General features: G+C 44.1%; 27 protein-coding genes and 1 riboswitch. Of the genes, 15 read left to right on the top strand and 12 right to left on the bottom strand.

The annotated features are described in order from the left end of the window. The first annotated feature begins 77 nt into the window (after positions 1–77). Both H525_RS0106945 and H525_RS0106940 read left to right on the top strand, forming a co-directional pair. Complete coding sequence (locus H525_RS0106945) at positions 78–713, top strand: FMN-dependent NADH-azoreductase (RefSeq protein ID WP_027415619.1); 636 nt, start codon at positions 78–80, stop codon at positions 711–713. A gap of 99 nt (positions 714–812) precedes the next feature. Continuing rightward, positions 813–1,043 (top strand): YneF family protein, encoded by a 231-nt coding sequence (locus H525_RS0106940; RefSeq protein WP_027415618.1) that lies wholly within the window; start codon positions 813–815, stop codon positions 1,041–1,043. A 103-nt stretch (positions 1,044–1,146) separates the two neighbouring features. Here the strand turns inward: H525_RS0106940 and H525_RS0106935 are convergent, their stop codons facing one another. Continuing rightward, positions 1,147–2,127 carry a metal-dependent hydrolase gene (locus H525_RS0106935; RefSeq protein ID WP_027415617.1) on the bottom strand — a complete coding sequence of 327 codons (981 nt, stop codon included), beginning with the start codon at positions 2,125–2,127 and terminating at the stop codon, positions 1,147–1,149. Between the two features lie 165 nt (positions 2,128–2,292). On the opposite strand from H525_RS0106935, the gene H525_RS0106930 reads away from it, so the two are divergent. The 3 genes from H525_RS0106930 (at position 2,293) to H525_RS0106920 (ending at position 4,218) form a co-directional block, all read left to right on the top strand. Then, positions 2,293–2,613, top strand: a complete 321-nt coding sequence (locus H525_RS0106930) for an MFS transporter (RefSeq protein WP_035100270.1) — start codon at positions 2,293–2,295, stop codon at positions 2,611–2,613. 10 nt (positions 2,614–2,623) lie between these two features. After that, the gene (gene mutY / locus H525_RS0106925; protein WP_035100268.1) at positions 2,624–3,787 is read left to right on the top strand and encodes an A/G-specific adenine glycosylase; all 1,164 of its coding nucleotides are present in this window, start codon (positions 2,624–2,626) and stop codon (positions 3,785–3,787) included. An 89-nt stretch (positions 3,788–3,876) separates the two neighbouring features. Then, positions 3,877–4,218 (top strand): hypothetical protein, encoded by a 342-nt coding sequence (locus H525_RS0106920; protein ID WP_162142480.1) that lies wholly within the window; start codon positions 3,877–3,879, stop codon positions 4,216–4,218. A gap of 10 nt (positions 4,219–4,228) precedes the next feature. On the opposite strand, the gene H525_RS0106915 is transcribed toward H525_RS0106920, so the two are convergent. The 4 genes from H525_RS0106915 to H525_RS0106900 form a co-directional block, all read right to left on the bottom strand. Then, positions 4,229–4,501, bottom strand: a complete 273-nt coding sequence (locus tag H525_RS0106915; RefSeq protein WP_027415613.1) for a hypothetical protein — start codon at positions 4,499–4,501, stop codon at positions 4,229–4,231. Positions 4,502–4,592: 91 nt separating this feature from the next. Next, positions 4,593–5,276 carry a Bax inhibitor-1/YccA family protein gene (locus H525_RS0106910; protein ID WP_245590417.1) on the bottom strand — a complete coding sequence of 228 codons (684 nt, stop codon included), beginning with the start codon at positions 5,274–5,276 and terminating at the stop codon, positions 4,593–4,595. A 127-nt stretch (positions 5,277–5,403) separates the two neighbouring features. Continuing rightward, the gene (locus tag H525_RS0106905; RefSeq protein ID WP_027415611.1) at positions 5,404–5,838 is read right to left on the bottom strand and encodes a chromate resistance protein ChrB domain-containing protein; all 435 of its coding nucleotides are present in this window, start codon (positions 5,836–5,838) and stop codon (positions 5,404–5,406) included. A gap of 79 nt (positions 5,839–5,917) precedes the next feature. Then, complete coding sequence (locus H525_RS0106900) at positions 5,918–6,415, bottom strand: Chromate resistance protein ChrB (protein WP_027415610.1); 498 nt, start codon at positions 6,413–6,415, stop codon at positions 5,918–5,920. A 285-nt stretch (positions 6,416–6,700) separates the two neighbouring features. Here H525_RS0106900 and H525_RS0106895 point away from each other — a divergent pair, with 285 nt between their 5' ends. From H525_RS0106895 to H525_RS27095, 5 genes are read left to right on the top strand one after another with little or no spacing between them, the layout of a single operon-like run. Beyond that, entirely contained in the window at positions 6,701–7,759 is a 1,059-nt protein-coding gene (locus H525_RS0106895; RefSeq protein WP_027415609.1) for an ABC transporter substrate-binding protein, read from the top strand. Positions 7,760–7,784: 25 nt separating this feature from the next. Then, positions 7,785–9,527, top strand: a complete 1,743-nt coding sequence (locus H525_RS0106890; protein ID WP_162142479.1) for an ABC transporter permease — start codon at positions 7,785–7,787, stop codon at positions 9,525–9,527. Continuing rightward, positions 9,524–10,501 carry an ABC transporter ATP-binding protein gene (locus tag H525_RS0106885; RefSeq protein WP_027415607.1) on the top strand — a complete coding sequence of 326 codons (978 nt, stop codon included), beginning with the start codon at positions 9,524–9,526 and terminating at the stop codon, positions 10,499–10,501. The genes H525_RS0106890 and H525_RS0106885 overlap by 4 nt, the downstream gene beginning before the upstream one ends. Positions 10,502–10,517: 16 nt before the next feature. Next, on the top strand, positions 10,518–11,309 hold the full coding sequence (locus H525_RS23105) for a COG4280 domain-containing protein (protein ID WP_051330861.1): 792 nt from the start codon (positions 10,518–10,520) through the stop codon (positions 11,307–11,309). Further along, positions 11,272–11,472: a hypothetical protein gene (locus H525_RS27095; protein WP_155837174.1), complete on the top strand. Its 201-nt coding sequence runs from the start codon at positions 11,272–11,274 to the stop codon at positions 11,470–11,472. Before H525_RS23105 ends, H525_RS27095 begins: the two co-directional genes overlap by 38 nt. A 72-nt stretch (positions 11,473–11,544) precedes the next feature. Here the strand turns inward: H525_RS27095 and H525_RS0106875 are convergent, their stop codons facing one another. Together H525_RS0106875 and H525_RS0106870 are read right to left on the bottom strand one after the other, a co-directional pair. Then, complete coding sequence (locus tag H525_RS0106875) at positions 11,545–12,156, bottom strand: superoxide dismutase (protein WP_027415606.1); 612 nt, start codon at positions 12,154–12,156, stop codon at positions 11,545–11,547. Positions 12,157–12,276: 120 nt separating this feature from the next. Further along, positions 12,277–12,501: a hypothetical protein gene (locus tag H525_RS0106870; protein ID WP_027415605.1), complete on the bottom strand. Its 225-nt coding sequence runs from the start codon at positions 12,499–12,501 to the stop codon at positions 12,277–12,279. Positions 12,502–12,609: 108 nt separating this feature from the next. On the opposite strand from H525_RS0106870, the gene fabL reads away from it, so the two are divergent. From fabL to H525_RS0106845, 5 genes are all read left to right on the top strand, one after another. Then, a complete protein-coding gene (gene fabL, locus H525_RS0106865; protein ID WP_027415604.1) occupies positions 12,610–13,362 on the top strand; it encodes an enoyl-[acyl-carrier-protein] reductase FabL in 753 nt (250 codons plus the stop codon). A gap of 131 nt (positions 13,363–13,493) precedes the next feature. Further along, positions 13,494–13,784 carry a hypothetical protein gene (locus H525_RS0106860; protein WP_027415603.1) on the top strand — a complete coding sequence of 97 codons (291 nt, stop codon included), beginning with the start codon at positions 13,494–13,496 and terminating at the stop codon, positions 13,782–13,784. 146 nt (positions 13,785–13,930) lie between these two features. Continuing rightward, positions 13,931–14,344 (top strand): GNAT family N-acetyltransferase, encoded by a 414-nt coding sequence (locus tag H525_RS0106855; protein ID WP_027415602.1) that lies wholly within the window; start codon positions 13,931–13,933, stop codon positions 14,342–14,344. A 61-nt stretch (positions 14,345–14,405) separates the two neighbouring features. Further along, positions 14,406–14,936, top strand: coding sequence for a DUF402 domain-containing protein (locus tag H525_RS0106850; protein WP_425387660.1), 531 nt, complete (start codon positions 14,406–14,408; stop codon positions 14,934–14,936). Between the two features lie 57 nt (positions 14,937–14,993). Next, positions 14,994–16,760: an ABC transporter ATP-binding protein gene (locus H525_RS0106845; protein ID WP_027415600.1), complete on the top strand. Its 1,767-nt coding sequence runs from the start codon at positions 14,994–14,996 to the stop codon at positions 16,758–16,760. Positions 16,761–16,998: 238 nt separating this feature from the next. Here the strand turns inward: H525_RS0106845 and H525_RS0106835 are convergent, their stop codons facing one another. From H525_RS0106835 to H525_RS0106815, 5 genes are all read right to left on the bottom strand, one after another. Beyond that, the gene (locus H525_RS0106835) at positions 16,999–17,532 is read right to left on the bottom strand and encodes a 1,2-dihydroxy-3-keto-5-methylthiopentene dioxygenase (protein ID WP_027415599.1); all 534 of its coding nucleotides are present in this window, start codon (positions 17,530–17,532) and stop codon (positions 16,999–17,001) included. 84 nt (positions 17,533–17,616) lie between these two features. Beyond that, entirely contained in the window at positions 17,617–18,291 is a 675-nt protein-coding gene (locus tag H525_RS0106830; RefSeq protein WP_035100263.1) for a methylthioribulose 1-phosphate dehydratase, read from the bottom strand. A gap of 2 nt (positions 18,292–18,293) precedes the next feature. Further along, entirely contained in the window at positions 18,294–18,959 is a 666-nt protein-coding gene (locus H525_RS0106825) for a 2-hydroxy-3-keto-5-methylthiopentenyl-1-phosphate phosphatase (protein WP_027415597.1), read from the bottom strand. A 2-nt stretch (positions 18,960–18,961) separates the two neighbouring features. After that, positions 18,962–20,155, bottom strand: a complete 1,194-nt coding sequence (locus H525_RS0106820) for a 2,3-diketo-5-methylthiopentyl-1-phosphate enolase (RefSeq protein ID WP_027415596.1) — start codon at positions 20,153–20,155, stop codon at positions 18,962–18,964. Positions 20,156–20,229: 74 nt separating this feature from the next. Then, positions 20,230–20,359, bottom strand: a riboswitch (SAM riboswitch). 66 nt (positions 20,360–20,425) lie between these two features. Next, positions 20,426–21,496 (bottom strand): FUSC family protein, encoded by a 1,071-nt coding sequence (locus H525_RS0106815; protein ID WP_027415595.1) that lies wholly within the window; start codon positions 21,494–21,496, stop codon positions 20,426–20,428. Positions 21,497–21,522 lie beyond the last annotated feature (26 nt).

Below are 21,522 nucleotides of genomic sequence, written 5' to 3'. Positions count from 1 at the left end.
TAATAATATATACTTAAGTAAGTTAATAGAGCAAAAAATAACATACTTAGAATAAAACATGAAGGGAAGGAATTTTTATGGCAAAAGTTTTATATATTACAGCAAATCCTAAACCGATTGACCTGTCGTACAGTCTTCAGCTTGGCGATCACTTTCTCGCTGAATACCGAAAACACAATCCAAATGATACCATTGAACACGTCGATTTGTATAAAGTAGATGTTCCTTTTATCGATGGTCTTGTACTCGGAGCATGGGGCAAGCTTGCACATGGCCAGGAATTAACCGGTGAAGAAACACGGGTCATCAATCGTATGGATGAAATTCTTAACCAATTTCTTTCAGCCGACAAATATATTTTCGTCACACCGTTATGGAACCTAAGTTACCCTCCAATGTTGAAAGCTTACATTGACAACATTTTAATGGCAGGAAAAACGTTTAAATATACAGAAGCAGGTTCCGAAGGCCTTCTAAAAGGGAAAAGCGTTCTTCATATTCAGGCACGTGGAGGATTTTATTCAGAAGGACCGGCCGTTGCACTTGAATTTACAAATCCTTATCTAAAACAGATTATGGCGTTTATCGGTATTACCGATTATACGCACCTGTATGTTGAAGGGATGAATGCGACACCGGACAAAGCGAATGAAATTCTTGCCGCTGCCAAGAGAAATGCGGAAGATGTCGCATTTGCATTTGCACAAAAGTAACAATGTCGGATAATGAAATTCCTCTTTGACAAGCGGGTATAAGCAAAGTAAAATTACACTTGATTGCCCTAAAATTACTGTACAGAAGGGACGAGTTGTATGTGGACGATAATTTTACCGATCCTCACTTTGCTTATAGGATTAGCCGGGGGGTTTGCGATTGGAGTCTGGTATTTAAGACGCCAGATGTCTAATATGCAAATGGATGAAAAACAGCTTCAGCAAATTGCCCGTTCAATGGGAATGAATTTAAATCAAAAGCAGCTTAATCAGATGAGCCGCAGAATGCAAAATGTAAAACTTACCGATAAGAAAAAGAAAAAGTCTTAATAACCCCGTACTTTATTTACGCCAGTCGTAACATGAGGCGGTAATATAACACAAGAAAAAGAGAAGCCGTGTACCGGCTTCTCTTTTTCCTTTAGCAGTGCCGTTATGATTTTTCAAAAGCTAAAACAAGTTTCTCTTCTATTTTATGTTCACGGTATACCCAGCCTGTGTATGAGTCAATAATGTTTAACTCTTCGTCGAGGTGGACAATGGCCATAAAAGCGTAATGGGTCTTTGTCCGATAACGTAAATCAACCCAGCGAACTTCATGTCCGAACTCACGTTTTACGGATGTAACATACGGATAGCGGGTAAAGGAGAGAAACGCCTGTGCGTTTTTATCCTGTCTCGCTATGCGAATCCATACGTTGTCTTCTTGCCCGACAAATGTATCATACCAGATGATGTGACCCCGATTGATTTCCCCGACGTGGGAGGCCTCTTTCGTCTGCACAACAATTCCCCAGCGAAACCATGATAGGGTAGGGAGCAGAATATAATGCCCTTCTTTGCCAAACTGGCTTTTAACCTTTTTGAGGAGGTGGCGGTATATCCATACACGCTGCATCACATACGCAAGCATAATGGCATAAACACCCGAAAAAACAGCCCCCGGGTTATACCCGGATTTCCAAAGGATAAAGCCAATTACATGAATGCCCATAATAAAGGGATCGAAAATGTTAATCACATTAAAAGAAATCCAACGCTTGGAAAAAGGACGGGCAGCCTGGGTTCCATAAGCGTTAAACAGGTCAATCGATACATGGACCGCTACAGCAAGCAGTGTCCATAAAAACAGATGCAAGAAGGATGCACTCGGATGAAAAAGATGAATGCCTCCACTAATTAAACCGGTCCACACAAGAACAGCCGGGATGGAATGCGACCATCCGCGGTGGTTTCGAATATAGCGGGCATTGCCTGCAAATTTTAACACGGTATCAAAATCAGGCGCCTGAGAACCAATCATTGTACCAAGTAGAACCGCTCCCGCTAATTCAGGATTTGCCGAAACGGCCGGATCTAAATACGCAAGACCTGCGAGCCCAAATCCCATCGCAACGTGGGTACCTGTATCCAATCGATAATCCCCCAATTCTAACTGAAAAAGAACCTGACGGCGCTTTTAATTTTTGTTATCCTTATTATAAAGCAAGAATGGAAAAAAGTTTACCTATATTAACATAAAATCGTTCTTTGGGACATTCGGGTTTACATTTTGGACAAAAAGCAGGTGATCAAAACAGTGAGCGGCATTCAGGTTTTTGTGGAGTACAAGGTTTTAGAAGAGAAACGGACAGAATATATGGAACAAATGGAAAGTCTTAGACACGCCATGGAAAAAATCGGCGTGGACGATTTTCAAGTGTATGAGGGGGTGGACCAGCCGGGACTTTTCGTTGAAATGTTTCATGTCCCGACAGTAGAGTCGTACCGTAAGCTTAAACGCAAACGCTGTGAGGAACCACCCGGGAAGAGCGGTTTCTGGCAGATGATTAATCCTTATGTTTCAGGTGGAACCGAAAAGATACATATGTGGGCATTTGCCCCGGTAATTCAGGAGTGAACAGCAAAAAATGGCCAAACAGCAAGAAGTTCAGCTTGACTCGATCCTTTCATCCTTTGAAATCGAAGCCTTTCAGGAAGACCTTTTATACTGGTTTGAACGGCAGCAGCGCGTACTTCCCTGGAGAGAAAACCGCGATGCTTACCGCGTGTGGGTATCAGAGATTATGCTGCAGCAGACGCGCGTAGAGACGGTCATCCCTTATTACGAACGGTTTATGGCCCGTTTTCCAACGTTAAAAGACCTGGCGGAAGCGGACCTGGAGGAAGTCTATAAACTTTGGGAAGGGCTTGGTTACTATTCGCGTGCACGCAATTTACATTCGGCGGTTAGAGAAGTACAGGAAAGCTACGGGGGCACCGTGCCGAATACGCCCGAGGACGTATACAAGCTTAAAGGAATCGGCCCGTATACGGCCGGGGCCATTCTAAGCATTGCATACGGGTTGCCGGAACCGGCGGTAGACGGAAATGTAATGCGCGTTCTTTCCCGTATTCTTTATATCGAGGACGATATCGCCAAGGCAAAAACACGGAAGCTGTTTGAAGCGGTGATCCGCCGCATTATAGCCTTCCATAACCCTTCTTTCTTCAATCAGGCTCTCATGGAATTAGGGGCGCTCATCTGTGTACCGCGTTCCCCGCGCTGTCATGAGTGCCCGGTCATGCAGCACTGCCGTGCCCGGGAAACGGGAAATCCGGAAAAACTGCCAATAAAGACAAAAGCGAAACAGGTTAGGGTACAGGAGATGGCAGTCGGTCTCGTACAGTTGCCGGACGACAAATGGCTTTTACACAAACGGCCGGAAACGGGACTGCTTGCCAATCTGTGGGAGTTTCCCAATATAGAAATAGCGGACGGCATAAAAGCCGGGGAGGGCCTATCCAATGCGGCCATCGAGCAGCTAAGCCGGTATTTATATGAAACGGACGGAGTGCGGGCGATTCCTTATGAGAAAGTTATGCAGCATACTCACGTTTTTTCGCATCTGCAGTGGAATTTGCACGTGTACGTATGCAAGTTTGCCGGTTCTGCTGAAAAAGTAAGGGAGCAGGTGGAGCAGAAGCGTGCCGTATGGGTATCGCTCGATGATATGGAGAATTATCCATTTTCCGTTTCCCATAAGAAGATTGCAGAAGCACTATCAAAAGGGTTTCAAACAAGCTTATTTTAGAGAGGCGATCCACTCATATGAGTGAATCGCCTCCTTTTTTAACCAAAGAACAGGCGCGTACATACATAAATACAAAGGGGAGAAGGAAGTTGAAAATGCGTTTACTTGATCGACTGATTATGTATGAAAGAATTTTACAGCAGGTTGTTGTTTATCTGATAGATGGAAGTCATGTGACTGGTACCCTTATGAAAGTCCATGAAGATTTTATTACGGTAAGCACAACCACTTCCCGAGTGATGGATATTTTTCTGCGGTCAATTATGGCGATTTCACCTTACCAGCCTTCAGATGAACCCAAACCGACCGGTTCCAACGTAACAGGAGAAGGCAAAAAAGCACGGAATATAGGGAACGCAAGTAAAAAAAGGAATGGAAAAATAACGCCACAACAGAAAAGGCGGCGAAGAACATGTTCTTCGCCGCCATGAATAAGGGACGTTAGCGCACTTCAACGATACTGCGGAACGGTATGACAGCAACAGTGGCACCGCGTGCAATCCCCACGGCACTATCGTTTACAAAAGCAACGGTTCCGGTAATGGTCGTGTTGTCTCTGCGAACAATAGTTGTGGTTACTAAGATGTTTGCCCGATTCCGAAGCAGCCGTCCGATAAAGCTTGCCTGCCCCGTCGTATCCACAAGGTTCGCCTGATTGACCTGGTCGATTTGGTCAGCTTGTTCAACCTGGTTTGTTTGGTTCTCATCAGCCATACTTTATGCCTCCTCTCCCGTAACCTATACTTATATGGTATGGAAAAAAGGGAGACATGCTGTAGTTATTTATCTTACCTGAAAACCTAAATTAATCGCGGTTTCCGAAAATCCGCAGAAGATAAAGGAACAGGTTAATAAAATCAAGGTACAGGACGAGCGCGCCCATAATGGCGGAACGGGTGATTACATCATCGTCAGCGTCTTTCGTAAACGTGTGGTATTGTTTAATCGTTTGCATATCATACGCGGTAAGTCCGGCGAATATAATAACGCCCAAATACGTAATGACCAGCGTAAAACCGCTGCTGGTAACGAACATATTAACCACCGTGGCGAGAATAAGCCCGATAAGCGCCATAAAAAGAATGGAGCCCATTTTCGATAAATCACGCTTCGTTACATACCCGTAGACAGCGAGCGCTCCGAACATACCTGCGGTTACAAAGAAGGTCGTGGCTATCGATCCTATACTGTAAACGGAAAACAGAAGTGAAAACGTAACACCGTTTAAAGCCGCATATATAAAGAAAAGGAGAGTGGCCGTCGTCGATGAAATTTTACTGACGCGGGCGGATAAGAAGAAGACCATCACGAGCTCCGCGATAAGAATTCCAAACATTACGGATGGATTCGCCTGAAAGTATGTGATGACATTGTCATTTCGACCTAAGAGAAAAGCAACAATCCCCGTCATGAGAAGCCCAACAAACATCCAGGAAAAAACGCGCTGGATATACCGCTGCTGCGTGCGGACAAGCGTTGCAATATTCACGATAAATACCTCCATTCAAAAATATATTTCTCTCTATAGTATACTTTACGTTACCCTTTCCATGTAAGAAAAAATCGGACAAAAAAAGAAGCCAACCCACACGCAGCGTATGAGTCAGCTTCTTCCTCTATGTATAATCCCCTACCTTCCGCTGGCACCAGGCATATAATGCATCATACATAGGGATCTGCAATTCGATTTTTTCATGGTCAGTAATCCCTAGATAATGGAACCCAAAAGCAATAGCTCTCAGTCCGGCTGATTCACGAGTGATATCAATATCAATCGGAATATCGGCACCATGTATGATCGATCCCATTAAAACTAACGCAGGGTCGTTATCCAGTTTATATTTTAAGAGAAACGATTCAAAGCTGCATCTGCCATTGTGATGACCAAGCTCAACCCCTTTCATATCGAAAGGAATTCCGTCGGTAATCGTTTCCGGATTGGTATTGTTAGGAACAAAGTCAAATATAGCTTCTTTATCTATAAACCGTTTAATTAACCAGGGACAAGCAACCCGTTCAACATTAGCATGTTCTCTGGTAACCCACTTCATCTGATGAACCACTCCTTACCATATAAATTGTGTGATTGTTTTTACGTCCAGTGAACATTTGAAATTTACCAAGCGTTCTTTAGAAATGTCGAATTAATTGTTTCCTGCATTCGTTGATCATTAACTGTAACTTTCGTCCTGCATCCGCTTCAAAATAATCCCGGGTTTCTATGGCTTGAAATTGACGCAATAGTTTTTGGAATTCCTCTCTTATTTTTCGGGCCTGTGACTCGCTAAACTCCCAGTCCTCCTCTTCCTGAAAATATTCCTGAATGCGATGAACCCGAGGAATCAATTCCTGATATTCTTGATTTCTGGCAATATTAAATTGCCGTATCATTTCCTCATTCTTTTCTTTAGAAAATGTAGTGGAGAGAAAAGTATACTCTTGCCCGCCAAATTCATTTACCTTTTCAGCTAAAGACCCTATGAATAAGTGCGTATCATCTGAATCTGGAACAACGCATACCCCGTCTTGCAAGTAAATGGCACCCAGCTTTTTAATTTCTCGCCAAAGATAAGCGCGATATTTCGTTGGGGTAGAAGGGACTTTATAAATAAATACAACCCAATTCATGTTTTCACACCTTCGTTTTATAACCATGGTTATAAAATAACAATTGTTATATTTTTTTAAATCAAGTATATTATATTTAAAGTAGAAACAATACGTGTATTTTAGACAAATTCGCAAACTTCACCACAACTTGCAATGAGTGTGGTGTATTTGTATTTACTAATATTTACATTATTGTCAATTTTACAGTAAATTTACATATGTACAACAAATACATTATATTTTCCTCCTATACTTAGGGATGTGAAAAGACATCTAATCCAGGAGGAATGTGCTGTGAGAAAAATGAATCGACTAGTTCAAATAGGTTCTATTACTACTATGGTTGCTATGCTGGCAACCGGCTGTAGCGCCTCGGCCAATGGTAAAGCAGCAACAAACGACAGTTCTTCTAAAGGGGATAAAGAGCTGGTTTTTTATTCCGCTGAAGCGTTTGATAAAGACATTGCTCAAGCCTTTGAAAAGAAAACAGGAATTAAAGTGAAATTAGTCGATGATTCCACCGGACCACTGTTAGCGCGTATGCAGGCTGAAAAATCAAATCCGCAATGGGATGTAGCCTGGTTTGACGGACCTTCTTCCATGCAAGGGTTGGATAACCAGAACATGCTTTACAAAGACTACATCCCTTCTAATTCCTCGAACTATTCAGAACTGGGTAAAAAAATGATGCCAAAAGATCATGCGTACTTTCCTGCGTCCGTTACCGCTGCCGGCGCGATTGCTTACAACACCAAATTCGTTAAAGATTCAGAGGCTCCTAAGGATTGGTCTGATTTGCTAAAGCCTGAGTACAAAGGCTCTTTCGCCATGAATAATCCCAGTATTTCCGGCCCAACGTATACCACGGTATTAGGACTGATGGAATTACAAGGCGGGATTCCTCAAGGTCAAGACTTCTTCACTAAATTAAAAGCCAACGGGCTTCGTGTGTACGATTCAAACGGACCGACATTAACCAATTTAATTAAAGGAAATGTGAAATTTGCAATTGCTCAGGATTCCGCTATTATCGATAAAATCAAGAAGAATGCCCCGGTTAAAATTATTTATCCAAAATCCGGCGTTACCACGTTAAGCAGCAATATCGCGATCGACGCCAAAGCTCCTCACCTGGAAGCAGCCAAGAAATTTGTTGATTTTGCTTTAAGCGCCGAAGGACAAAAAGTGGCTTCCTCTATTGACGACGGTGATGCCAACTTTGAATCAATCATTCAAGGCGCGCCTGGAAAGCAGGGAATTCGTCCGGACGGAATTAAGTGGAATACAGAAGATCCGGTCTTTGGTGCACAGCACGAGAACGAAATCAAGCAGTGGTTTACACAAAACATTGTTCAGAAATAAGCAAAGGAAAGCCCTTCAACGCTCTTTGCTGACCTGGCCTGGTATACTCGTGCTGCTTGGCCTGGTCGCATACCCCCTGGGAACAGTTCTTTTGCAAAGTGTGTTTCCGCAACTGTTTGATCAGGGCTTTCAGGAATTTTCATTTCAGACATTCGCAACGATAGGCAAAGACAGCTATACCTATCAGGCAATCGTCAACGCCTTCTTATTCGGCGGAGGAACGGCACTTCTTTCGGCCATATTAGGTTCGTTTTTCGCGGTCATCGTCCATCGGAAATGGATTTATGGGGAAAAGGCAATGAACGTAATTATCTGGCTGATCTTTTTTACACCGTCCTATTTGGTAGCCGAAGGATGGGTTTTAATGATGCAGGACAAAGGGATCATAAGTGAACTTTTTCATCTCCCGGACGGAAAACTCAGCTGGTTTTTTACACCTGGGGGACTGATTGCCGCTATGTCCTTTCGCCTCTTTCCCGTAGTGTATTTGTCCGTTCGGTCCGGACTGCGGGGATTAGGTTCAGAGTTTGAAGAAGCTGCAAGAATCCAGGGCGCCTCTTCGTTTCGCGTATGGAGAAAAATTATTATCCCACTTCTTTTCCCTGCAATCCTGGCCGGCGCCACCTTAACTTTTGCTGAATCTGTCAGTGACTTTGGTTTTGCGTCCGCTCTCGTTCCGCAGTCACATATTCCGATGCTAACGTATTCCATATTTACTGCTCTGAGTCAAATGCCGGTGAATTACTCACAGGTAGGTGCTCTGTCTGTGGTTTTAATTGGAGTGATCGCGGTAGCAGTCTGGAGCCAAAAATGGATTCTTGGAAAAGGTTCCTACAGCATTATTCAAAACCAAATTCGACCGTATCGTACAGAACACGCTCCGTCGATTGGATGGTCGATGCTGGGTTATGCGCTCCTGTTTCTTGTCTATGCTGTCCCAATGAGTGGAGAGGTTATTACTTCGCTTCTGAATAATACAAATGACGGGTTCATCCTATCGAATTGGACGCTGAATCATTACTACCATGCCGTACAAAGCGGAAGTGAATCATTATCAGCGATTATCCGTTCTGTGGGACTTTCCTTTGTCACCGCCGTTACTGCGACAGTTCTTGGAATAGGTTTAGCTTTTGTTATTCATAGGAAGTTAGGCATTCCAACCAAAATTTTGTATATTTTGACGATGTCAACCCTTGCCATTCCGGGCATTGTGCTCGCTGCCGGTTATGTTTTTGCCTGGAATGCACCATATTTAAGTTCCTTCAATTTGAATTTATACGGAACTCTATTTTGCCTGTATTTGGCGTATGTCGCAGGTTCTTTGCCCCATTCCATTCGTCTGCAATTGGCTGCCATTACCCAAATTAGCCCAACATTATTACAGGCAGGGCAGGTTCATGGAGCAGGCACATTTTCACTTTTTCGCAAAATATTGCTGCCTTTAGTCTCCAGTACGACGATTTCAACATTGTTTTTGATTTTCAGTCATATCATGTTCGAATTGCCGGCATCTGAACTTTTGTATCCACCCGACCAATCAGTATTGCCTGTAGTGATTGCCAAGTTCTATAAAGAACTTAATGTTGAGGACGGCGCGGCTGTCACGGTGTTATCCATTGGGCTGGTATTGGTTGTATACGGGTTCGGGCAACTGTTGATATACGGCCAGCGAAAGCTCAGCCAAACACTTTCTATGCGAGCCATTCAGGTAAAGCATACATCGCCGATTACGTATCCCATGCAACCGGAAAGTGAGGTTATCTCGTGAGCCTTCAACTTTTATCTGTTCACAAACAATTTGGAGAAAAACAGGTTTTGCGTGGTATCGACCTGTTCATTGAAGAAGGAACATTTTTGGCGTTGCTTGGCCCTTCAGGATGCGGCAAAACGACCCTTCTGCAATCAATCGCCGGATTAACATCAATCGATCAAGGTCAAATCCTCATTGATAATGTGGTGGTTTCAGAACCAGGCCGGGAAATTCCGATTGAAAAACGCCATATCGGCATGGTTTTTCAGGATTTTGCCTTATGGCCCCATATGAATGTATTCGAAATTGTGTCGTTTGGTTTGAAGCTTCGCGGAATGAGAGGCCACGAACTCAAAAAGCGGGTCGTTGATACTTTAGCAATCTTTCATATGGAAGAGTATTTGACGAGGTATCCCCATGAACTATCGGGTGGACAAAAACAACGAATTGCCATGGCGCGCGCCATAGCCCCTGAACCGCGATTAATCTTGATGGATGAACCGTTATCTGCTCTTGATGCGGGACTAAGGGATGAAATGCGTGTTGAATTGGTTCGTATCTTTAAACAGTTGAACATGACTGTGATCTATGTGACCCATGATCAAGCGGAAGCCATGAGTATGGCGGATGAAATTTTACTATTAAAACAAGGAAAGTGTGAACAAGTCGGAGCGCCGGAAACTTTGTATAAGGAACCGGTATCCGAGTATGTGGCTAAGTTTATGGGGCCAGCGAATATTCTTCGTAAACAAGGTGAACCGGTGCCACGGTTCATTCGGCCGGATGACATTCAATTATTCTCACAGGATTCTCAAGCCGTAATGGGGACGATCCAAATTCGTTCTTATCTCGGGCATCGCTATCGATATTTCGTGAAAGTTCCTGAATATGATGATCTGATTGAAGTCACTCATCCGGAAAAAATCAAAGTGGGAGAGCATGTCCGAATTTTTATTCCTGCGGAAAAATGCCGAGAGTTACAGTCTGTTTAAATAGGGAGGGTTTACATTGATTTTTGAGTATTACGCGATGTTAGCAAGCTTTTTAGGGACCAGCGTAGAATTTGTTGAAGCGTTAACGATTATTTTAGCGGTAGGCACAGTTCGGGGATGGAAAAGCTCTTTATCCGGAGCAACGGCTGCGATTGTTATCCTGGTCGCACTGGTAATCGGAATCGGCACCCCACTCGTTCAAATCGTGCATATTTTTTGGGTCCAATTGGTCGTAGGATTGTTTATGCTTTTATTTGGTATTCGATGGTTACGAAAGGCGATTATGCGCTATGCCGGGTTAAAAGCATTACATGATGAATCAGAGAGCTATCAAAAAGAATTAGAACGCCAGCGTAAAGCGGGAGAAAGCCGCGGCGAATTTGATAAGTTCGGATTTATGACAACACTTAGCATTACTTTTCTAGAAGGATTGGAAGCCATTTTTATTGTGATTACCTTAGGCTCCAGTTCAACCCATTCCAACCTTATGTACAATACAATTTTAGGCGCACTGGCTGCGGTAGGGGTTGTCTTATTAGCGGGTATTGTGCTGCGCAAACCGCTAATTAAGGTGCCTGAGAATACGATGAAATTTATTGTAGGAATTATGCTGACGAGTTTCGGGGCTTTCTGGGTTGGAGAAGCATTGCATGTGTCGTGGCTGCAGGAAGACATGTCGATTGTATATATGTCGTTTAGTTTATTAATCTTCTCTTGGATAACAGTACAATATTGCAAAAATAAACTATACGCGAAAGGAGTGAAACAGAGTGAAAGTGTTATCGACGCTGTGGGGATTACTCGTTGATGATGGACGCCTGGCTTTCATCCTTCTCCTTTCTCTGTTAATCGCAGGGGGATTGTCTTTGGCCCACCAATCGTTTATGGCAGCGATTGTAATCTGGTTGGGACTCATGGTCTCATTATGGGTTTCTATCATGTATCAGCTCCAATCCAAATTAAGCAAGTAAGCAGAAGAGGCTGTCACCTTAGGTCATAAAAATAACCAAGGTGACAACCTCTTCATAACTGCAAAGCTGAAATTACTTCGCTGCGTTGTAGCGCTTATTCACTTCATCCCAGTTGATTGTATTCCACCATGCTGAAATATAATCGGGACGTTTGTTTTGGTATTTCAAGTAGTAGGCATGCTCCCAAACATCAAGGCCGAGTACAGGAGTTTTTCCTTCCATAAGAGGATTATCCTGATTTGGTGTGCTTGTAATAGCAAGTTTACCGCCGTCAACAACAACCCATGCCCATCCGCTGCCAAAGCGTCCAGCAGCTGCCTTAGCGAATTCTTCTTTCATTTTGTCAAAACTTCCGAATGAATCATTGATAGCCTGCGCAATGTCGCCCGTAGGTTGGCCGCCGCCGTTAGGGGCCATGATTTGCCAGAACATGCTGTGATTGTAGTGGCCGCCTCCATTGTTGCGAACCGCCGTGCGAATGTTTTCAGGAACGTTGTTAATGCCTTTCATTAAGTCCTCGATGCTTTTGCTTGCCAGATCATCGTGTCCCTCAAGAGCAGCGTTCAAATTATTCACATACGTTGCATGATGTCGATCGTGGTGAATTTCCATTGTTTGTGCATCAATGTGAGGTTCTAATGCATCAAAAGAATAAGGTAGAGCTGGTAATTCGAATTTAGCCATATGTAACTCCTCCTCTTTTATCGTTCCTTTAACATATTACCCAGAATTTATTATATCTCTTATTGGCAAAAGAATTCAATATAAAACAGATGAAAAAGTTTAAAAACGCGATACATTCATTTAGTCGTAAATAACACGTGAGCTGTGATCCCAGCCTCCCCTGCCATGGGGAACTCCGCCTCTTGCTTCAATTTCTTTAATAACCTGAGCATGGAGGCTTACCCCTTCCACATTTAAAAATTGTGCGGTGTTGCTCAAAATATCATGGTGATACAATAGTTCATTCATTTCCCATTCCTTTAATGGAACCGCATCTAATTGCGCAAGCTTGCGGCCAATGTACATGACTTATCACCTTCCCTTTCCTCCTTATATAAATTGCATGCTTTTTCTTCTTTTCATTCATCAGTATGATATAATTTATTAGATACATACTTGAAAGGAAGAAATCATATGCACCAACGTAAAGTAGCGCTCGTAACAGGTGGAACGAGAGGAATAGGGAAAGCGATTGCCCACAAGCTGGCCGACCAAGGGTGTGACCTCGTAATCAATTATCTGCGAAACCGAACCGCCGCCCGGGAAACGGCTGCCGAGCTTGAAGCGAAGGGCGTGCGCGTCCATCTGGTAAAAACAAATGTGGCTGAAACCAATAAACTTAAGGATATGTTTAGTGAAATTGAACAGGAGTTTGGCCGGCTTGACTTCTTTGTGAGCAATGCGGCGTCCGGCGTGCTCCGCCCGATCATGGAACTCGAAGAATCCCATTGGGATTGGACGATGAATATTAACAGCCGGGCTTTTCTGTTCTGCGCCCAGGAAGCCGCCAGGGTGATGGCGAAAAACGGCGGGGGAAAAATGGTGGCGCTCTCCAGTCTGGGAGCCCAGTTCGTCATTCCAAATTACACGTCTGTAGGCGTTTCGAAAGCGGCACTGGAAGCGATTACTCGCTATCTGGCCATTGAACTAGCTCCGCAGAACATTATAGTCAATGCTGTCTCTGGAGGCGCCGTGGACACGGATGCGTTAAAACATTTTCCTAACCGGGAAGACATCCTTGCCGATGCTGTGGGAAGAACGCCGGCCGGCCGAATGGTCACGCCGGAAGATTTAGCAAACGCGGTGATGTTTCTGTTGTCGGATGAAGCATCGATGATCCGCGGCCAAACCATTATTGTCGACGGAGGCATCTCGATTCTGGCGTAACTAAACGGCTATTTTTGTGATAAATATATACACAATATTGACATCATTAAGGGATGACTTTTAAAGGATTCTCCTTTGTTTCTGCTGAATATACATGAGTAAGAAATTCAGAGACAGGGAGGGCGATGAGAATGTACCCTATAGAAGAAATGATTGCCTGGGAAGCGGCCATGGCAGATATGATTAGTGCTGAGCAGCAAACCCTTTTGAAGTATAAATTAATGGTGAGGGATTTGCTTCTGCGCCGCGATGTATTTCTTCAGCAAGAGGAACATGATGAGACTGCCCTTCGTGAACTGGATGAAGCTCTTGCCTTTATTGAAATTCTTATTGAAAAGAAGCAGATTGCGATACAACATAAACATGAACAAGTAGAACATTTTTACAGCGAATGGCGTGAATCAGCCGTCCAAAATATATAACATCTCTTAAAGCTTGCTGCGGCAGGCTCTTTCTTTTTATTTACAGCTTTGGACGCTTTGTCTTACTTTTCATAGTCTTTGGATAGCGACATTTCATACCATGTAGTGTAAAATAGGGAGAGACGAAAAGCAGGGAGGATACAAACGTGCTGATACGTTCGTTTCGATTAGGTGATTATGCTTATATTTCAACTATATGGGAAGAAACCGGTTTAGAACAAACGGAAACTGAGACACTTGATGCTTTAGCAAAGCAGTTGGCCTGGGACAGTGAGCTTGTCATGATCGCGGAATACGAAGAGAAAGTAGTTGGCGTTATTGTAGGGACTATTGATGGAGCGCGTGGTTATTTTTATCGACTGGCCGTTGACCCTGCATACCAGAGGCTTGGAATCGGGCGTAAATTAGTGGAAGCTTTAGAAAAACGGTTTAAAGAAAAAGGAGTTACTCGTGTATTTATTATGGTAAATCAGGATAATAAGAAAGTGATCCCTTTTTATCATTCGCTTGGTTACGAGGTAAAAGAATACATCACCTTGTCTAAGAAAATTTCTTCATAAAACCGATTCAAAAAACGATAAAAAAACCATTTGAAAAAACGAGTAACAAAGAAAGGAGAGCGTGATGACGTCACCCGGCACCCCATTTCGCATCGAAAGCTATAAACATGACCAGTCCTTTCACCGTTCGTGGGACAAGACATTGCAGCTTCATCTTAGCGATGCTGTACTCATCGGGGGAAATGACAATGTCCGAGTAACGGAATCAGATGGACGGGAGTGGCGAACGCGCGAGCCTGCTATTTGCACGTTTGGCCGTGGACAATGGTTTAATACAATTGCCATGATTCGTCCAGACGGAATTTATTATTATTGTAATATCGGATCTCCATTTTCTTTTCACAATAATTTACTTACATATATTGATTATGACTTGGATGTAAAGGTATATCCGGATATGAGCTATAATATCCTGGATAAAGAAGAATTTGCTATACACAGCCGTATGATGAAGTACCCGGATGATGTCATTCGATTGGTTTACAGGGGAGTTCAGGAAGTTATTAGTTGGATACATGATAAACGAGGCCCTTTTCATCCGGGCTTTGTCGAGCGCTGGTACGAGCGATATTTGCAATATCCGAACCGGTAACACTCCTTTTCAATTGGAAAGGAGATTTTTTATTCCGGGTAAGAAAGAGGTGATTGGTTGGGCAGCATACGTCGTTATATGGCCTTTGTAAAACCCTACCGGAAATTAATTGCGGCAACGATTGTCATTGGGATTATGAAGTTCGGCATTCCGCTCGTGCTCCCAATGATCCTGAAATATGTAGTAGACAATATACTCCTCGCTCAGCTTCCTGCCGGACAGAAAATGAAAATGCTGTGGTATATAATGGTCGGGTCTTTTATATTGTTTACCGTGGTCAGAGGACCGGTAGAATACTGGCGGCAATACTTTGCCCAGCAGGTGTCGAACAAGGTTCTTTACGATATTCGGAATAAAGCTTTTCACCACATCCAGAGACTTTCGCTGAAATATTTTCACAATCATAAGGCCGGTGAAATTATTTCCCGGGTTATTAACGATGTCGAACAGACAAAAAGTTTTATCGATACAGGTCTAATGAACATCTGGCTTGATTTAACCACGATTTTATTAGCTTTATCTATCATGGTTTCGATGGACGGATGGCTTACTCTTATTTCTATATCTATGTTTCCGTTTTACGGATTCTCCGTGAAATATTTTTACTCCCGCCTTCGTAAGTTAACGAGGGTACGTTCCCAGGCGCTGGCGAATCTGCAGGCACATTTGCATGAACGGGTACAGGGGGTTCCGGTTATCAAAAGTTTTGCGCTTGAAGACCATGAACAAAAGCAGTTTGATAAAAGAAACAAAACTTTTCTCGAACGGGCGTTAGATCAGACCAGTTGGAATGCTCAGACATTTGCGGTAGTTAACACGGTTACCGATATCGCTCCTTTACTTGTGATTGTGTTTGCAAGCTATCAGGTTTTACACGGCAGGTTGACCGTAGGTTCAATGGTTGCTTTTTACGCGTATCTGGACCGCCTGTACGCTCCTTTACGGCGCCTTGTTAATTCATCTACGACCTTAACACAGGCCTTAGCCTCAATGGATCGAATGTTTGAATTTTTTGATGCTTCGTATGATATTACGGATAAAGCGGGCGCTGTGGAGTTGAGTAAAGTAAAGGGTCACGTCCAATTTGATCATGTGTTTTTCCGTTATTCTGACCAGGGTGATAATGTGCTTCATGATATTAATTTGGAAATTCAACCCGGTAAAACGGTAGCTCTTGTCGGTGCGAGCGGGGGAGGGAAATCATCGTTGATTAGCCTGCTTCCACGTTTTTATGATGTAACCGGTGGAACTCTTCGAATCGACGGATATGATGTGCGTGCCGTGACTATGCGCAGCCTGCGCAGCCAGATTGGCATGGTGCTGCAGGATAATATTTTGTTCAGCGATTCGATTCGCGAAAACATTTTAATGGGGAACCCCGCGGCAAGTGAAGAGGAAGTGATTGCCGCAGCAAAAGCGGCAAATGCCCATGATTTTATTATGGAATTGGCAAATGGCTATGATACGGAAATAGGGGAGCGCGGAGTGAAGCTTTCCGGAGGACAAAAACAGCGGGTTGCCATTGCACGGGTTTTCCTTAAAAATCCTCAGATTCTTATTCTCGATGAGGCAACCTCAGCACTTGACCTGGAATCGGAGCATCTCATTCAACAATCGCTTGAACGCCTGGCCCAGGATCGAACGACTATTATTGTGGCACATCGGCTGTCTACGATCACGCATGCCGATAAAATTGTCCTAATAGAAGACGGACAAATTAAAGAAGAGGGTACACATGAAGAATTAATGAAGGCCCAGGGCGCGTATTACCGGCTTTTTACCGTGCAGAATTTGGATGGTGGGGGAGAGGAGGGTAAAGCCTAAGCCGATGAATGCGATGTAATGGAGTGGCCCCTTTTTACTTTTTTCGGGGTTTTCCCTTTCAGGAAGCGGGAAAAAAGTAAAAAATAAAAATGCTCCATTCCATTGCTCGCCTACTTAAGTATTACGTTTCGATTTTATGCATGTGAATAGAAAAATAAAGGCCGGATATTAAAATCCAGCCTTTATAGAATTAATTTTATGCTGTTGTCGCGCATGCTTTGTATGCAGCTGTTACGCGTTATTGTGCGGCTGTATTCTCTTCGTAAATCGCTTCCCAGCCTGCGGGGGTTACGAAAATACGGATGCATTTGATTTTTCGGTCGTCGCACAGCGTAAACCAGTGGCGTGTGTAGGCCGGAACGGAAATTAAATCGCCTGGTTCCATTACTACATCAAAGTATCTTCCATCCTTGCTTTTAAGCGTGAAAATTCCGTGGCCGTCCACACAGAAGCGCACCTCATCATCAGTATGGTGGTGTTCTTCTTTAAATTTGTCCAGCAGGGCATCGAGGTTCGGTGTTTGGTCTGACAGGACGATGATATCTTCCGTTTGATATCCACGCCGCGCGCTGAGCTCATCAATTTCTTCGCGGAATGCGTTAATGATGGCGGCTTTTTCTTCATCGGTGAGCGCATAGTTTTCCTTCAGGTGGCCGTTTAAACGCTCAACACCCCATTTTTCATAAATAACATCCTGCGTGTTTAGAAAGGGCAGCAGATCTTCTGTGCCTTCTATTTTTTCCCCATTGTCACGAAACTGAATGTAAGCCATCTTCGTTTCCTCCTCTATTTAAAAAATAAATAAATACACTTATGTTGTGCAGAAACTTATGCGATTTAAAAATAGTAGTTGTATTCACGGCGACGGCACTGTCACTGGTGATGGGTTGGATCCGGTCAGGTGACGCAGTTGGAGCCAACGCAAATGGTAGGCAAACAAAAATTCAAAGGATTCAATGTGCCGCTTTCCTTCAAAGCTGTTTTTGCCCCATGCGTATATCCCGTGATTGCGAATCAGTACGCCGGGAATATGGCAGTCAAGCACCTGCTCTACCGCTCGCGCAAGGCGGGAGATGTCCGCATAATTTTCTACAATGGGTATGCGAATTTCCGCTCCTTCTTCCCAAATGCCAAGGCCTTTGATCAGCTCCTGATTTTTCAATGATACAAAACCGGTGTCGCCATACAGCTCCGAAATAAGGTTATTATCAATCGTATGAATATGAAAAACAGCCCCGGCTTGAGGAATATTGCGATAAATGGCAGTATGAATTTCCGTTTCAGCGGAAGGTTTCAGCTTCGTTGCTTCATATGGCTGATTTTCGGCGTCGACAATGAGATAATCTTCCGGCGTAGAGATTGTTTTATCTTTACCGCTTGCGGTAACCGCAATCAAGAGAGGTTCTGTATGAGCTTTAATCGACAGGTTGCCGCTTGTGCCGGGAAACCAACCGCGGGCCGCAAACGACCGCTTGACTTCATCAAGCTGGTGAAACGCGTGCTGTCTTTGTTCGTGCGAAAGTGAACTCATTTTCAACCCACCAGCCTTTCTTTCATCGTCTTCAGCGCGCGGATGCAATCATAAAAATCGGTAAATGACTCGTGTTCAATTCCGAGTTCCTCGCACTTTTCCTTTAAGTAGGAGCGGGCAATGACGGCGTCGGCAATTTTTGCTCCTTCAAGGTCTGTGAGGCTGTCACCGATAACCACTTTGAAATCATCATTCTTATACGAGCGAATGACGGTTGTTTTGCACATCCCGCAGTCGACACCGCAGTATTCATCGCATGGATGCGGCCACAAAATTCGAACCGTATCGCCGGAAAAATCACTTTCATTACAGTATATTTTTTCAATATCTTCAAAGGGGGCAAGAATGGGATGAATGAAAAAATCGATGCCGTTACTTGTCACGAGCAGATGAATGTTCTGCTCTTTGCAAAAGGTAACAAATTCTCCAAATCCGTCTCGGATGCGGGCGTTTTGTACGACATAACCGGTAAGTTCCTGCTGTTTTTCGCTCGGAATGAGTGAGAATAGTTCCCCTACTCCCTCGCGCAGGCTTTTCTTCTTAGCGAAGATATCGTCCACAATCTTCTTCCACTGCGGCGGTGCAAAGTGCTTCATGATGTCTAAGATATTGTCTTTTTCAGTAATGGTGCCGTCAAAGTCGCAAAAAATCACGATTCTTTTTGTCAACCTTATGCACCTCCCCATTTTTCAAGGGCTCTGGCCAGCGGTTGATTCGTTTGAGCAGCTTCAGCGAGAGATGTTCCGCTGATAACAGCATCAATGGCCGCCCGGAATGCCCGCCCGCCGTCTGCAGCTCCGCCTGGATGTCCATGGATTCCGCCACCGGCGTTCACGATAACATCTGTGCCGAAATCGTTGTAAAGATTGGGAACAAGACCGGGGTGTATACCTGCCGATGGAACCGGGAATGCTGTCTTATGCACTCCGTTATCCGAACGAATGTTTTCCGCAACATGTAATGCGTCCGCACGATTAAGGGCGACTGAACCGTACGGAGAAGGATAAAGTATGATATCTGCCCCCGCAGCCCGCATCAGGGTGCCAAGCAGGAGGGGAGAGGCGATCCCGTAGTCTTCAGCTGAATAATAGGCACCGGCCATTGCAGGGTGGGCCATGAGTGGAACGGTAATGTCCGGGTCCGCCGCCAGCCGTTGAAGAATATCAAATCCATACGGGAGAACGTTTAGCAGCAGGCAGTTTGCCCCGTTCTCAATCGCATATTTTGCTTTGTCAATGAGTTGGTGCACTGGTCCAGTTAAGTTAGCCGCATACAGGATGGGCCGTCCGGCCTCCACAATAATTTTGTTATAAGCTTGAAGACGTTCGTTTAGTGGAGCCCGATCATCCACAAAGAAAATTTCATCGTCTTTTACCATATCCACGCCCCCTTCAATTTGGGCGGCGAATTGTGTTTCGAGGTCGGAAAGCGGAAGGCCGAGACATGATTTAAAGATACTCATCAGCAAAGGACGTCCGTTGACACCGAGAAGGGAACGGACACCTTCGATGCCGAACTTTGGTCCGGGAAACTGCCGGAGAAACGAAGGAGGAAAAGAAATATCAATCAGCTTTATTCTTCCGTCCATCGAAAGTTTTCCGAATACCGTTGTTAATAGTGCCGGAATATCAGGTGTACTGTTATTTGATGGATAATTAATGGAAATGGTGCCGTACTGCAGCCCGTCTTTTTCTTGTTGGATATGAACACTTTCGACCTTGCCAAGGTATGGGGCAAGCAGTTCTTGTTTGGCTAAAGGCAGATCAGTCCAACTGCCAACAGTCATCCCCACTGCTATTGATTCCGCTTTTTTGTGTAAATCTTTCGCAACTGTTTTATACGTTACCTTGATAAATTCGCTCACTCACCATCAGCCTTTCTTTAACATAAAAAGCCCTCTTTCTGAAAGAAAGAGGGCTGTCATATACATCGCAGCTGTTCTTATCTTCCAGAATGAAATGTTCATTCTGCAGGAATTAGCACCGTGCTTTTGAATTCGACATATTCGAATTGGAAGTCGGTTGCCGGGCTTCATCGGGCCAGTCCCTCAGCCTTCTCGCGATAAGCGTACTATAAAATTATTATTTAATGATAATTTGAATAAGTTTAATTGTCAAACCCTTTTTTAGTACTGCTACGGTTCTTCCTCTCCCTGATGAGTTTGGAATGCGTAGACGAGCTTATCCAGATGTTCGAGCTGGGTCGAATATTCGAATATCTCCGCGATAATCGGAAACAGGTGGAGCCACTGCCCGTCATCTTCTTCATCGGAAGTATTTTTCACAGTGGGGTAGAGTGAGACGAATTCATCAAGGAGATGATGGTTGTCTTTTAGAATTGGCTCGGGAAGACGCCACGTTTCCCGTGTCTTTAACAAGCCCTGATACGTCATTAATATATTCTTATGGTAATCAGTCAGTTCTGTTAACTGGTGTTGAATCATGGGAAACAAATAATGCTCCGGTTTAAAGGAAGAATAAATGTGGCGCTCACACGTGCGGAGCACATCCATTTCTTTATGAAGTACCGTAATCATTTGCTTGAACAAAACGAGTTTTTTTGAGCGGGAATAAGTAACTTTACGGAAGCGTGTCTTCTCCTCTACATACATGTCAAATATGGTTTCAATGGCTCTGATGCCCGACTTAATTTTTTCTTTTTCTTCCCGGAATGCTTTTTCCTCCATCTGGTTTTGCAATAATGTGCGCAAAAGCAGGGAAAACTTTTCCGTTGTTTCATTAATTTTATTAAAAAGCCGATTCTCATAATGAGGGGGAACAAAAATAGCATTAACAACCGCCGCGGAAAGAATCCCGATCACCGTCAGGAAGAAACGGTTCCAGGCAAACATCAGATAATTGCCTGTGGTTCCCTCCATCACGGATACCACAGTAATCGCGCTTAAGACAAGGCTATCTTCGAGTTTAAGGCGAAGGTTAATGATGATAACGAGCATGACGACAAGCCCGACAATAATCGGCTGATATCCAAGGTAATAGGTAGCTGCTATACCCAGTACCGCTCCGACGGCATTCGCCTCGAACTGCTCACGGAGTTGTTTGAGCGTTCGATAAATTGTGGGTTGAATGCTTAGCATCGCTGCGACCGCGGCGATGACCGGCGGCTTCAAATGGAGAATTCTGCACACCAGCAAGGATAAAATCAGTGCAATCCCTGTTTTTATGATACGTGCTCCGATCTTCATGTTACCTCCTGAGAAAACGTAAAGAC

It is taken from the genome of Aneurinibacillus terranovensis DSM 18919 (assembly GCF_000430625.1).
Classification (GTDB): Bacteria; Bacillota; Bacilli; order Aneurinibacillales; family Aneurinibacillaceae; genus Aneurinibacillus_B; species Aneurinibacillus_B terranovensis.
This window is presented reverse-complemented; position numbering and strand designations above follow the sequence as displayed.

Excerpts from the sequence above, each read along its gene's own strand:
- fabL (WP_027415604.1), top strand. The coding sequence starts at position 12,610 with ATGCACCAACGTAAAGTAGCGCTCGTAACAGGTGGAACGAGAGGAATA.
- H525_RS0106945 (WP_027415619.1), top strand. The coding sequence starts at position 78 with ATGGCAAAAGTTTTATATATTACAGCAAATCCTAAACCGATTGACCTG.
- H525_RS0106815 (WP_027415595.1), bottom strand. The coding sequence starts at position 21,496 with ATGAAGATCGGAGCACGTATCATAAAAACAGGGATTGCACTGATTTTA.
- H525_RS0106915 (WP_027415613.1), bottom strand. The coding sequence starts at position 4,501 with ATGGCTGATGAGAACCAAACAAACCAGGTTGAACAAGCTGACCAAATC.
- H525_RS0106875 (WP_027415606.1), bottom strand. The coding sequence starts at position 12,156 with ATGGCTAAATTCGAATTACCAGCTCTACCTTATTCTTTTGATGCATTA.
- H525_RS0106900 (WP_027415610.1), bottom strand. The coding sequence starts at position 6,415 with ATGAATTGGGTTGTATTTATTTATAAAGTCCCTTCTACCCCAACGAAA.
- H525_RS0106940 (WP_027415618.1), top strand. The coding sequence starts at position 813 with ATGTGGACGATAATTTTACCGATCCTCACTTTGCTTATAGGATTAGCC.
- H525_RS0106835 (WP_027415599.1), bottom strand. The coding sequence starts at position 17,532 with ATGGCTTACATTCAGTTTCGTGACAATGGGGAAAAAATAGAAGGCACA.
- H525_RS0106895 (WP_027415609.1), top strand. The coding sequence starts at position 6,701 with ATGAATCGACTAGTTCAAATAGGTTCTATTACTACTATGGTTGCTATG.
- H525_RS0106870 (WP_027415605.1), bottom strand. The coding sequence starts at position 12,501 with ATGTACATTGGCCGCAAGCTTGCGCAATTAGATGCGGTTCCATTAAAG.
- H525_RS0106830 (WP_035100263.1), bottom strand. The coding sequence starts at position 18,291 with ATGAGTTCACTTTCGCACGAACAAAGACAGCACGCGTTTCACCAGCTT.
- H525_RS0106860 (WP_027415603.1), top strand. The coding sequence starts at position 13,494 with ATGTACCCTATAGAAGAAATGATTGCCTGGGAAGCGGCCATGGCAGAT.
- mutY (WP_035100268.1), top strand. The coding sequence starts at position 2,624 with ATGGCCAAACAGCAAGAAGTTCAGCTTGACTCGATCCTTTCATCCTTT.
- H525_RS0106905 (WP_027415611.1), bottom strand. The coding sequence starts at position 5,838 with ATGAAGTGGGTTACCAGAGAACATGCTAATGTTGAACGGGTTGCTTGT.